The sequence below is a fragment of the Frankia umida genome, assembly GCF_023242945.1.
GTDB lineage: Bacteria > Actinomycetota > Actinomycetes > Frankiales > Frankiaceae > Frankia > Frankia umida.
The window spans coordinates 13,817-26,262 of the sequence record NZ_JALKFT010000028.1 but is presented as its reverse complement, the minus strand read 5'-3'; the positions used below and the strand labels follow the sequence as shown (position 1 = coordinate 26,262).

At 72.8% G+C, this 12,446-nt stretch carries 8 protein-coding genes; 2 read left to right on the top strand and 6 right to left on the bottom strand.

The window, feature by feature from the left end:
- Positions 1–144: 144 nt before the first annotated feature.
- From MXD59_RS20810 to MXD59_RS20795, 4 genes are all read right to left on the bottom strand, one after another.
- Positions 145–2,202 carry a DUF6541 family protein gene (locus tag MXD59_RS20810; RefSeq protein ID WP_248826309.1) on the bottom strand — a complete coding sequence of 686 codons (2,058 nt, stop codon included), beginning with the start codon at positions 2,200–2,202 and terminating at the stop codon, positions 145–147.
- A 389-nt stretch (positions 2,203–2,591) separates the two neighbouring features.
- Entirely contained in the window at positions 2,592–3,725 is a 1,134-nt protein-coding gene (locus MXD59_RS20805; protein WP_248826308.1) for a small ribosomal subunit Rsm22 family protein, read from the bottom strand.
- A gap of 221 nt (positions 3,726–3,946) precedes the next feature.
- Entirely contained in the window at positions 3,947–4,411 is a 465-nt protein-coding gene (locus MXD59_RS20800) for an Lrp/AsnC family transcriptional regulator (RefSeq protein ID WP_248826307.1), read from the bottom strand.
- A gap of 752 nt (positions 4,412–5,163) precedes the next feature.
- Positions 5,164–7,623, bottom strand: a complete 2,460-nt coding sequence (locus tag MXD59_RS20795; protein ID WP_248826306.1) for a protein kinase domain-containing protein — start codon at positions 7,621–7,623, stop codon at positions 5,164–5,166.
- Positions 7,624–8,146: 523 nt separating this feature from the next.
- Here MXD59_RS20795 and MXD59_RS20790 point away from each other — a divergent pair.
- Both MXD59_RS20790 and MXD59_RS20785 read left to right on the top strand, forming a co-directional pair.
- A complete protein-coding gene (locus MXD59_RS20790; RefSeq protein WP_248826305.1) occupies positions 8,147–9,211 on the top strand; it encodes an NAD(P)-dependent alcohol dehydrogenase in 1,065 nt (354 codons plus the stop codon).
- Positions 9,212–9,510: 299 nt separating this feature from the next.
- Positions 9,511–9,858 (top strand): ferredoxin family protein, encoded by a 348-nt coding sequence (locus MXD59_RS20785; protein WP_163550439.1) that lies wholly within the window; start codon positions 9,511–9,513, stop codon positions 9,856–9,858.
- Between the two features lie 404 nt (positions 9,859–10,262).
- On the opposite strand, the gene MXD59_RS20780 is transcribed toward MXD59_RS20785, so the two are convergent.
- Together MXD59_RS20780 and mdoC are read right to left on the bottom strand one after the other, a co-directional pair.
- Positions 10,263–10,958, bottom strand: a complete 696-nt coding sequence (locus tag MXD59_RS20780) for a hypothetical protein (RefSeq protein WP_248826304.1) — start codon at positions 10,956–10,958, stop codon at positions 10,263–10,265.
- Positions 10,955–12,316, bottom strand: coding sequence for a glucans biosynthesis protein MdoC (gene mdoC, locus MXD59_RS20775; protein WP_248826303.1), 1,362 nt, complete (start codon positions 12,314–12,316; stop codon positions 10,955–10,957). The genes MXD59_RS20780 and mdoC overlap by 4 nt, the downstream gene beginning before the upstream one ends.
- Between the last annotated feature and the right edge of the window lie 130 nt (positions 12,317–12,446).

Here is a 12,446-nt window from a genome sequence, read left to right as displayed (position 1 = left end):
CGGGCCGCCGCCCACCTGCCGCCGCCGGCCATCACCCGGGCGGGCCCGACCGCGCGATGTGGTCTGGCCCACCGTTGGTGGTGCCTCCAGTGACGCCGATCACGGCGAAACCGGCCGCAAGGGGGGATCGCACCCATGGCTCGTTCAGGGGATGTCGGATGCCACCGCGGTGACGGTGACGGTGAGGGCCTGGGCCACCCGCGCGGGCAGCCAGCCCTCCTTCGCCCGTGGGGGCACCCAGCGCCAGCCCGTTCCGGGAGCGAGCATGCTCAGCGCACCGGTGCCGGCGCGGCGGGCCAGCGGGAGACGCTCCTCCCAGGCGGCCGTGCCGTCGGGGCCGGGCACGCTGAGCCCGACGACGACGTCCAGGGGCAGGTCGTCGTTCACCGTGATCTCCCCGGGGCCGGCCGGGCCGGTGGTGAGTACCACCGACAGCACCGGGGCCGCGCCGTGGCCCGCGTGCACGACGGTGTCGCGGGCCCCCGCCGCCGTCGATCCCACCCGCACGTACACCGACGCACCCGGCTGGCCTGGTTGGCTCGGCTGGCCTGGTTGGCTCGGCTGGTCCGGTCGGGGCAGGGCTGGTCCGGTCGGGGGCAGCGTGACGTCCAGGCGCAGTCGTCCACCGTGGATCTGGCGCAGAGCGGTGAAGGAGCCGACGTAGCTGGCGAACGCCGCCGGGTCGACGATCTCCGCCGGCCGCAGCCGGTAGAGGTCGCGTCCGGGCATCCGGTCGCCGAGGGTGGCGGTGCGCGGACCGAGGTCGGCGGCGTACAGGACCCGGTCGTGCAGCTGCGGGTCGTTGCGCAGAACGTGGTAGGGCACCTGGGTGTAGCGGCTGGGCCGGTCCGGGGTGACCACGACCACGGCGGGCCCGGGAAACCGCTCGGGCAGCAGTGCGCGCAGCAGCGCGTCGTGGTCGTTGACCCAGCGCTGGCCGGCGAGCTTCGGGGGAAGCGGCCCCAGCGTCAGCAGGACGGCCACCGCCACCGTGCCCACCGCGATCAGCGTCTGCCCCGTTCGGGCCAGCGGCATCCCGCGCCAGGCCGGGGGCATCCGCCGCACGGGCGAGGCGCTCAGGCCACGGGCCAGGGCGCGGGCTGCCAGCGCCCACAGCCGGCGGGCCCCGTCCGCGGCGAGGATGACCACCGGGGTGACCGCGCCGAGATGGTAGTGCGGGCCGATACCGTCGCGGACGCCCGGCAGCGCGAACGCCGTCCCCCACCAGAACAGGTAGCCGGCGACGACCAGCGCGGCCATCGCGACCAGCAGCAGGCGCTGCGCCCGCCGCGGCCGCACGAGCACCCCGACGGCGGCGGACACCACCAGCAACGGTCCGCCGAACAGCCAGCCGGGCGCGGCGGTGAGTGTCTGCCAGGTGGCCCGCACGGCCAGGCGCCGCCCGTAGGCGAACGTCGGCTCGCTCGGCAGGATGCGCCGAGGGCCGAAACCGAACCGGTCCAGCGGGTCGGAGGCCGACAGCGGCATCCGCACCGGTGACCCCGTCACCCAGGCGCAGTAGGCGAGCAGGAGCACGACGAACGGTGCGACCCCGAGCAGCGCCCAGCCGGTGCGCCGCACCGCCACCCGGGGCGTTCGACGCAGCCGGACCAGCGCGAACACCACCACCGCGGCGAGCATCAGAACCGCGTCGTAGGGGCGCAGCAGCAACGCGAACCCGCCGGCGGCGCCCCCGGCGACCAGCGCGCCCCGGCTTCCGGTGCGCGCCCCGCGCAGCAACCCGGCCGCGGCGGCGGTCAGGGTCGCGGCACCGCAGGCGTAGGCCAGGGGCAGCGCCGTGTGCAGCAGTACCAGCGGGCTCGCCGCGAGTATCCCGGCTGCCAGCACGGCGCTGGCCGCGTCGTCGAGCAGTTCACGGGCCAGCAGGTAGGTGCTGGCGACCCAGCCGGCGGCGACCGCGGCCGGTGCGACGATCATGGTGCCGAACAGCAGCTGGGACAGGGCCAGCAGCGCCGGCCAGCCCGGCAGGTACTTGGTGAACAGGTGGCCGTCGCGCTCGCCGGTCAGCCACGGGCGAAAGAACGGCTCCATCGTGGCGGCGTCCAGGGTGAGCCGGCCGTGCGCCAGCATCCTGGCCTGCAGCACGTAGGCGGCTTCGTCGGCGTCGCCGGAGCCGTACCGCAGCAGCGTCGACTGCAGCACCAGACTCGCGGTGAACGACGCCACGCACAGCAGCGCCACCAGGCCCGCCGCCGGCGACCACGGCCATCTGCCGGCCAGTGCCCTCGCCGCCCCGGCTGTCGCCGAGACGCCCCGCCGACGGTCGCCGGCCGGCCGCGGCGGCGGCGGTGGGGTCGATGTCGATGTTGGTCTCGGAGTCGGTGGTGCCGACCCCGACGCGAGTGAGGATGCCCGCATCTCCCCCGTCTCCCCGGCACGGCCGGTGCGGGATTCTCCCGATCCAGCCTGTCCCTGCCCGGAATGCGATCACAGCGTAGTTGGGAGATAACTGCCGCTTGTACCGGGGTGTCCCTCAATGGTGCCGCTCGTTGCGACCATGTCCACGCTGGTCGGTGCCATGGATGTTCGACGGCCGCGGGATGCGCTAGTCCGATCGGGCCAGCGATGATCTAGACGGTCCGGGGTGCCTGTCCCCCGGCGGCCGGGTCGGTGGGGGCGGCCGGGTCGGTGACCGATCCGGGGGCGGGGTCGCCCCAGCGGGCGCGGCGGGCCCAGGCGTAGGCGTCACGGCGGCTACGGGCGACGACGGCCTCCCGCTGTCCCTCCGGGACGCACAGGGCGAGTCGGATGTGCCCGGCGTGCGCCCGCGGTGCGCGCAGCAGCCGGCCGGGGGCGTGCGCCGGCTGGCCGCGGGAGGCGATCAGATAGGCGAACTTCTCGTCCTCGTGGCCGCGCTCGGCGTCCTTGAGCGCCCGGTGCACGGCGCTGCGCTCGACCCGGCGGGCGAAGTGGCACCAGTCACCGTCCGGCAGTGGGCAGGCCCCGTCGGACGGGCACGGCGCGGTGATCGTCGCACCGTCGGCGAGCAGCGCCGAGCGGGCGGCGAGGACGCGGGCATAGCCGTCGGGTGTTCCGGTGTCGATGATGACCAGTGCACCCGTGGTGGCCCGCCACCAGGCGGCGACGGCCGGACCGCGGGTGGCGGCGGGCAGCTCACCCAGCAGATAGGACGCGACCGTGAGATCCGCGGCGACGCCGACCGGCGGCACCTGCGCCGTGGTGTGGTGCCAACGCGCCCCGGTGCGCAGCGGCCCGGGGGCGCCCAGCCGCGCCAGGCCGCGACCCGCGGCGATCATCCGGGCCGAACGTTCGACCAGGTCGACGCCGGTGATCTCCCCGAACACCTCGAGTGCCGCCCAGGTCGCGGGGCCCGGCCCGGCGCCCAGATCGAGCAGGCTGTGCGGCTGCCAGCGCGGTCGCCGGTCGGCGAGTTCGGCCAGCACCACCCGGCTGACCGCGAGTGTCGCCGGCAGTCGGGCGGCGAGATAGGCCCGAACATGGCCGTCGGTCAGCCTCGCGTCCTCGGGAGTGTCCGATCCGCCGCGATAGCGCTCCGACAACTCACGGTAGGCACGGGCCAGTTCCCGGCGCGGAGCGCCGCCGGCCCCGCCACCGGTGCCCCGAGCAGCGCCACCACGAGCACCGTCACCACGCCCGGTCGGAGCGGTCGGAGCGGTGGCAGCCGCGGTCGCGGCCGCGAGCAGCACGTCGGCGTCGAAGCCGATCCGCGTCCGCGAGGTCACGCCAGCAGCGTAGTGCGCCCCCACCATCCACGAGGATCCCGGTCCATGCGCAGATCAACGCACCGGCCGAACGTCCAGCCGGCGAACCCGCCGACCAGACCGTGGCCGACCGGCCTGTCCCCCGGACCGACGGCCGACCATCCCAACGGACGGCTGATCCGTGGGCCAACCGATCGGTCGATCAGACGATCGACCGATCGGTTGGGCGAACCACCCGGCAGTTATTCGGCCGGATACACCGGTTCCAAGGCGGACGTGCGATGATGATCGAAAACAAGACTCGTCTGCACGTCGTTCACTTCGGGCCGTTCGGTGATCCGATCGACAACGAGTCCGTACAGCCCTTCCACATCAGGCACGGCGACGTGCAGCAGAAAATCGGCGGCACCCGCCGTGGTAAACACGCTGACCGTTTCCAGCAGCCCACTGGCCCAGGTCCGGAATTCGTCCATCGTCGCACGTGACGAGGGTTGAACCCGAACCGAGACAAGGGCCTGCACCGGCCGCCCGATGGCAGCCAGGTCGAGCTCAGCGCGAAATCCACTGATGATGCCGCGCTCGATCAGCGAACGCACACGTTGCAGCGACGTGGACGGCACCACCCGGGTCGCCAGAGCGAGATCCCGGTTGGTTCTTCGGCCGTTTTCCTGCAACAGGCGCAACAGGGCGCGATCCAGGTCGTCCAAGCGAGCTCCCCTCCCACCGCAGTCTCCCCCCCGGGTAGCGGCATGCTAACAAAATGTGCTGGTTCCGGCATTTCTTCGCACTGTTCCCGACCGTTGCTGCCCGGCCCTCGTGACACGCCCGGATGAAGCACACGGACCGGCACCCCCCATCACCCGTCCGTATCGCCGTCACCGCACCGGTCGCTTTCTCACGGCCCCCATCCCGCCTACGCGCTCGCACCCCATCACCCTTGGACGTCTTGGGAACTCGCCGAAACGCACCTCGGCCCCCCGCTCACCCACACCGCCCCCACACTCCCGCCGCGTCCTCCCATCCGCCCGCGTCACACCTTCTGCCACCGGTGAGCACCACCGCACGCCGCGCGCCCCTCTCCCCCAGCCATCGCGCCAGGCTGGCGCGCTCGCCGCACCCGCCGATCGGACGAGACGGACACGGCGTCGCCGGCACGGCCAGCGCTCCCCACCTGACAGGGATTCGACAAAAGTGATGAAACGCCGCCACCTTTGGGCGGCGCACGGCGGCCTCCCACCCACCTGCCGTCGACGCGGGAGCGAGTCCGAGGCCGCCACCGCGGGCGGCGCTCCCGGACCGATCACGCGGGAGGAACTCAGGACAGATCAGAATGAGCGGTGCGCCTTGGCGGGCCAGCGCGATCCGGGGAGGCGAACAGCACACACCCGCGGCCGTCAGCGCCCGGCCCCTCGGCGATCAGCCCACCGTGAGAGACCAGCCCGCCGTGGCGCACCACCGGTCAGCCGGGCGCGGCAGCGACCAGGAGGGTGACGACGGTGCCTGGCGCGACCAGGCCAGCGGACGGCGACTGATCGAGAACGGTGCCCGGGAGGAACTGGTCCGTGCGGGCGATGCGGCGCGCGGTCCCCAACCCCGCGGCGCGCAGGGTCGACTCGGCACTCGCGACATCACGGCCCCGCACATCCGCGACCATGACGGCGCCCGTGCCGGGGCCGCCGGTGGCCGGGCTGGTGCCGCCGGTGGTGCCAGAGCCGGTGGAGGTACCGGAGCCGGTGGAGGTACCAGAGCCGGTGGAGGTGCCGGGGCCGGTGGCCGTCTGGGTGCGGTCATCCGAGGTGCGCTGGTCGGTGGACGGTGCGGGGCTTGTGCCCAGGGTGGGACTGGCCGAGGGGGTGGGCGTGGCGTGCTCGGCGTGCGTCGGGGTGGCGGCCACCTGGCGGTCGAGGCCGGTGGTCGCAGCGGGGGTGGCGGTGCGGCCGTCCGCGCGGCTGGGGGTGGGAGCAGTCGGTGCGGTGGATGCGACTGTGCTGGCGGGCCCACCTGGCCCGTGCTGGCCAGAGGGCACCGAACCTGGTCCCGTCGCCGTCGCCGTCGCCGTCGCCCGGTCCGCTCCGGAGTGCGGACGCAGGTGCGCCAGCACCACGATCAACACCGCGATCACCGCCGCGGCCAGCATCGCCAGCGCGACGGTGACCGGAAGCCGCCACGTGCGACCCGCCCGACCGCTGCCGCGTTCGGCGCGTTCGGCGCGTTCGGCGCGTCGCGGATCGATCAGTGGTTCGAGCAGGACCGCGGTCGGCGGCCCGTTCCACTCGCGGGCCCGTGCCGGCCTCGGCGCCGGGACAACGCCGTCGAGAGCCGGCGACGGGAGCGGACCGGTCGCCACCGGGGACGGCATGGTCGATCCCGCCCCGGGCGCGGGTGGGCCTGGCTGTGCGGCATCGGCCCCCTGGACCGACCGGGTGGCGCGCACGAGACGGGAGCGGGGCAGGAACACGACCCGGTGATCGAAGGTGACGGCCCGCCCGTCGGCGCCCCTGCGGGCCTGGGCCGCCAGGCGGGCGACGAAGGTGAACGGGCCGCGTCCGGCTGGTCCGCCCCCTGGACCGGCCGGGCGGCGGCCCAGCTGATGTGGCGTGCCGAGAGGGCCGCGGTGGAGCGCCGCGGTTACGGTCGGCACCCGCGGTGCGGGCATGCCCGCGGGATCGAGGTTCGCCTCCGTCGCCCCCGATCCATTCGATGCCTCCGATGCCTCCGATGTAGCGATGGGAGGGGCGGGAACCTCCTCGTCACCACCACGGCGCAGGGCGGCGACCAGGACGGAGGAAACGTCCGGCAGGGTCGTGGGCGTCACCGGTGTCGTCCTGCGCACGACCGGCATCTCGATCACGCTCACCAGCCCCGCCTCCGCGTCCGGGGCGGAGTCCGAAGCCGTGGCCGCGGACGAGGAGGTGGCGGGGGCCGCATCCGTGGGCGTGGGTGAGGGCGGCGTGGCCGAAGGCGCGGCGGTGGACATGGGCGTGGCGGGGGCCGGTCCCACCGCGGCGAGCGCGTCCTCGGATCGGACCAGGTGCCGCAGCAGGTCGTCGGCGCTGGGACGGGCGGCGGACTCCCGGCGCATCGCGACGCGGACGATCGTGGCCAGCGCCGCGGCGCCCAGCGCGGTGTCGACGCGGTCGAAGTCGGGGTCGTCGCACTGGAGGCGGCGCATCTGCTGGGCGGCCGTCCCGTTGCCGAAGGGCGGTTCACCGGTGGCGGCGAACACGACCAGCGCGCCCCAGGCGAAGATGTCGGTGGCGCTGCGGACCCGGTGGCCGCTGGCCTGTTCGGGGGACATGAACGCCGGCGTGCCGGCGATCCGGCCCCGCGGGCCCCGCGGCGCGTCGTCCGACACCCGGGCCAGGCCGAAATCGATCACTCGGGGTCCCAGCGGGGACAGCAGCACGTTGGCGGGGCTCAGGTCGCGGTGGACCAGTCCCGCACTGTGCATGGCGCTCAGCGCCGCGGCCACACCGATGGCGATCCGCTCGACCTCGACCGCTCCCAGTGGGCCGCGCGCGGCGACCGCCTGGGCCAGGGTCGGTCCGTCGACGAACTCGCTGACCAGGTACAGCGCGCCGGACGCGTCGCGGGCGACGTCAAGAACCGCGGCGGTGCAGCAGTTCGCCACCTGACTGGCCGCCGCGGCCTCCCGGCAGAACCTTTCCCGGTAACGGGGAATGCGTGTGATCTCCGTTCGGATCACCTTGATGGCCACGAGCCCGGTATCCCGTCCGCGGCCAAGGAACACCGCGCCCATGCCGCCTTCGCCCAGCCGGCCAAGAATCCGGTACTCCCCCAGCAGCCGCGGGTCATGCGGTCGTAGCGGCGCGGGTCGGGTGGTCAGCCCGCTCGGCGGTCCCTGCACGTCGAGGGCCTGGTCCTGCGACGCCTGGACATCCTCGTCGCGCGCATCCACATGTCCTCCGTACGGCCGACATGAGCGGGCGGCCGCCGCCCGTCGGATCGTTCCTATCGCGAACCTGCCACCGGTTCGGTGCGCTGCTACCCGGGCAGGCCATACCGCCATTTCGATGCGTCACGGACGCGGGAGAAGAACCACATTCCAACCGAGGCACGAACAGGCCCCCACCAGCGGTGTCCGCGGGCCTTCTCCGGCATTTCCCGGCCTGTTTCCGCGCAGGAGAGCCACTGCGGCCGACATGGTTCTATACCCCGCGTCGGCCGGCCGCTTCGACCGACGGACCGGAATCACAGCGGCCGGTCGGCGTCGACCGGCCCGTCCGGGTGATGCTGCCCCGGCTCATCCCACCCCCCACATGGGCGGCCATCCCCGACCGCTGGCCGCTGCCGGCTGACAGCCGGTTCCCGCCGGTCGGTTCCCGCCGGCCGGTGGACGGTGGGGGGTGGCGCGACTGTGGGCGCCCGCGCTCGATCGGACCGGCCTCGGACAATGGGGACTCGGACACGAGGGAGATCTCATGACAACCAGTGCGGCGACCACCAGCGCGGCCCTGCTCGTGCGCACCCCGGGCGCGGGGTTCGAACGGGCCACCATCGCCCGTCGCGCGCCGCGCGAGCACGACGTCCGCATCGACATCCGCTTCGCCGGGATCTGTCACAGCGACATCCACCAGGTGCGCCAGGAGTGGGGGTCCAGCAGGTTCCCGATGGTGCCCGGGCACGAGATCGCCGGTGTGGTCACCGCGGTCGGGTCCGGGGTGAGCAGGTACCGCGTCGGGGACCGGGTGGGAGTCGGCTGCTTCGTCGACTCCTGCCGCGCGTGCGAGCCGTGCCTCGCCGGCGAACAGCAGTACTGCCAGCGGGGCATGGTGCTCACCTACAACGGACGTGACCAGGACGGCGAGACCACCTACGGCGGGTACTCGCAGCAGATCGTCGTCGACGAGAACTACGTCGTGCGCATCCCCGAGGGGATCGACTTCGCGGCCGCGGCGCCGTTGCTGTGCGCGGGGATCACCGTCTACTCGCCGCTACGGCGCTGGCAGGCCGGCCCGGGCCGGCGGGTCGCCATCGTCGGGCTGGGCGGGCTCGGGCACATGGGCGTCCGGATCGCCCACGCCCTCGGCGCCGAGGTCACCGTGCTCAGCCAGAGCCTCGCGAAGGAGAAGGACGGTCTTCGCCTCGGCGCCGACCATTTCCACGCCACCAGTGACGAGAGCACGTTCACGACGTTGCGCGGCTCGTTCGACCTGATCCTCAACACCGTCTCGGCGCCCCTGCCCCTGGACGCCTACCTGGGTCTGCTGCGCCTGGACGGTGCGCTGGTCAACGTCGGCGTGCCCAGCGAACCGAGCTCGTTGAACCTCCTCTCCCTCATCGTCGGACGGCGTACTCTCACCGGTTCGAACATCGGCGGTATCCGCGAGACCCAGGAGATGCTCGACTTCTGCGGCGAACACCAGCTCGGCGCGGAGGTCGAGGTGATCGGCGCGGACGAGGTCGGCGCGGCCTACGACCGGGTCGTACGCAGCGACGTGCGCTTCCGCTTCGTCATCGACGTCGCCACCCTCGACCAGGCGTAGCCAGGAAAACGGCGAGGATAAACCTGTCCCGACAGATATCCTCGCCGTTTTCCTTTTCCTTCTCCCTGGCGATTTCCCAGTACCCGCCGAAAACTATTCTCCCGTCGCCGTCTTGTTAACCTGACATTCACACGCGACGACGTTTCGAAACCGACTCGACCGTTACGATTCCTCTCGGGTTCGCCGTTCGGCATTCCCACTCCGACCGGCGTCCGCCGGAACGAAGTCGTAGGCCAGCCACGGGATGACCGGCCACGCGGCCATCGCCCGTACGTGTCGATCGGAAATGAGGATTCACCATGGCATTCGTCATCATGTCCGGGTGCATCGATGTCAAGGACGGCTCCTGCCTCGAGGGCTGCCCCGCGGACTGCATCTACGAGGGTGACCGCAAGATGTACATCCACCCGGACGAGTGCACCGACTGTGGCGCCTGCGCCGTCTCCTGCCCGATCGGCGCGGTTCTCAGCGACGACCGGATCAAGGCCAAGGACCAGGAGTTCCTCGACAGCGAGGCCTCGTTCTTCAGCGATGTCCTGCCCGGGCGCGACGAGCCCATCGGCGAGCCCGGTGGCGCCACCCGTTTCGTCAAGGCCAACGGAAAGATCGCCGCGGACACCCCGTTCGTCGCCGCTTTCGAAAAGTGACCCCCGGGGTGTGACAGCCATCCGGCCAGACCCGTCTGCCGGCTGGTGGACCGCCATGTCGGCAGCACCGCGACGTGGCGGCGTTCCTGGTGTTGCCTTTACGCGGGCCGTGTTCTCCCACGGCCCGTGGGATGGGCGGGACACGTTCACGGCGACCCGCACCCAGGCCGGCCCCGGCGTTCACCCCCCACGCCGGGCCCGGCCGCCCGCCGCGAGACCCGGAGAACCCGGCCGCCCGCCTGATCCGACGGATTCTCTCCGGCGAGTTCGGTTACCCTTACCTTACCTCATTCGAACTCGGCGGCCAGAACACGAATCGCCGCACCGACCCGAAACGGCTATCGGAATCGCGGAGAAACCCCGACGCGGGAGCCGGTCGGTCGCGTTCCGGCGCGGCGGACATGTCACTTCTGGGGCGACGGGCTCGGGGTGGGCGGCGGCTGCTGCTGCGGCGGCTGCTGCTGCGGCGGCGTCCGCGCGGGCGGCGACGCCCGGGTAGGGGGCGGATCGCCGATGCATCGCTGCGGCGGACCGCACCGCGGGGCGACGAACGGGGGTGGCGGCGAGCCACTCGCCACCAGCGGCTCGGTGGGGCTGTTGGCCTGGGCCTGGGCCCGGCGCTGCGGCAGGTTCTCCCCGGGGCTGTTCGCGTCATGGCGAGGTCCGGTGATGTACAGCGGTGAGGCGGCCGGAGCTGGCGGCGCGCCGGCCGCCGCCTGCCCTCCACCCGGCGCCGCACCCGTACCGCGGCTGGCCGTGCCGTCGCCGCCACCGTCCGGGCGCGGCGCGGACGGCCTGGCCGAGTGGGCCGCCGTGGCGGAGCCGGCGTGTACCGAGACACTCCCGCCCGATCCGTCGATGCCCGCCCGCACCCCGACGGGTGCGGCAGGCTCGGCAGGCCCGGCGGACCCCACGGCCACCGTGGGCCGCGCCGCACCGGTGGTCACCGCACCGGCAGGCGTCGCGCTGGTGGGGGGACCTTCGGTGGCGGCACCGTCCTGATCGGACGGGCCGCAGCCCGCCGCCGCGAGCCCCATGGCCGCGGCGAGCATGACCATCACGACCACCCGCCCGGGAATCCGCGCGCCCTCACCTCTCACAGGTAGCCCCGGTTCCCGGACTGTCCGGGGGCGATCCGCGGCTGGTAGACCCAGGTCAGCCGCTGGGTCCGTTCGGCATCCGCGAGCGCGCCACGCCCGTTGGCCAGGGGAAGGGTGCTCTCCGGATCTCCGAACTCGATGTCCCCGAACTCGGCGTGGTGACCCACCCCCGCCGCCGGCCGCGCCACCTGATGCTCCGGGCCCGCGGCGGGAGCGGCAGCACGCCCGGAGCCACCGGCCCGCGCCGGGAACTTGCCGTTGAACATCTTGCGCAGGAACGCCGACCGCAGAATGAGGAACTGGTGGATGGCGAGCGTCACCGCGATGGTCAGCAGGGCGAGCAGCAGCATCGTCGGCCAGTGCAGCGACGTGTCGAACCCGAACAACGTCGCCAGGACGTAGATGAAGAAGAAGTGGAACAGGTAGACGGTGTAGGAGGCGTCGGCCAGATAGCGGGCGGCCGGATGCGGCCCCGGGACGAGCCAGGCGCCGACGGCGAACATCGTGGCGACCAGCGCGATCGAGAACACCGTGTCGGTCAGCACCAGCCCGGTGCCCGTCCCCAACTGCGCCACCCATCCCCGGTCACCGGCGAGCAGCGCCAGGCCGGACACCGCGAGCAGCACCGGCGCGGGCCGCTGGAAATGGGCCAGCAGCCGCGTCCGGTCCAGGTAGAGAAGCACCCCGAGGCAGTAGTAGGGCAGGAACTCGAGGGTGAACCGGGCGAGTTCGCCGACGGTCCCGGTGCCCAGCACCGGCTCGATGACGGCCCGGCGTCCCCCACGCAGCACGATGGTGAACACCAGCATCGCCATGACGATCGTCGTCATCGTGCGCAGCCGCCCCGCCGTCGCCTGCCGGAACGCCGCCGTCGGCACGGCCCGGGAGAGGATCACCACGACCGCCGGCGTGCACAGCACGTAGACGAGCAGCACGATGAGGAACCACAGGTGCAGCGTCCAGTGCAGTTCGCCCTGCGGATGCGGGATGGTCTGCCCACGGAGAAAACCCGGGAACGAGACGTTCGGATCGTTGTGGAAGTTGTAGGTCAGCCACAGCGTCGCCGGGTTGAACAGCACCAGTGTGGAGAGCAGCGGCGCCCCCACCGCGGCCACCCGCCGCCGCACGGTACGCGCCGCCCCGTACTTGCCGATCAGCATCGCCGACAGAAAACCGGAGATGAGATAGAAGCCCTGCATCCGGAACAGCCCGGAGGCATAGGCGATGCCGCGGAACACGCGGTCATGCCCCAGCGTCGAGACGTGCACGAAGACCCCGACGAGCATGAACATGCCGCGCAGCGCGTCCAGATGGTGGTAATGGACGTCACCCGCAGGGGGTGTGGTGGTTTCCTTCATCGTCTGGTCCCCAGTTCTCCTGAGCCCCAGATCGCGCCAGGCCAGGTCGCGCGGGCCGGTCCCGTCGCGCCGACCACACGGACCCCCGCCGTGGCGGGCACCACCAGCGGCGCTGGCAGGCCCCACCCGC

Excerpts from the sequence above, each read along its gene's own strand:
- MXD59_RS20790 (WP_248826305.1), top strand. The coding sequence starts at position 8,147 with ATGACAACCAGTGCGGCGACCACCAGCGCGGCCCTGCTCGTGCGCACC.
- mdoC (WP_248826303.1), bottom strand. The coding sequence starts at position 12,316 with ATGAAGGAAACCACCACACCCCCTGCGGGTGACGTCCATTACCACCAT.
- MXD59_RS20785 (WP_163550439.1), top strand. The coding sequence starts at position 9,511 with ATGGCATTCGTCATCATGTCCGGGTGCATCGATGTCAAGGACGGCTCC.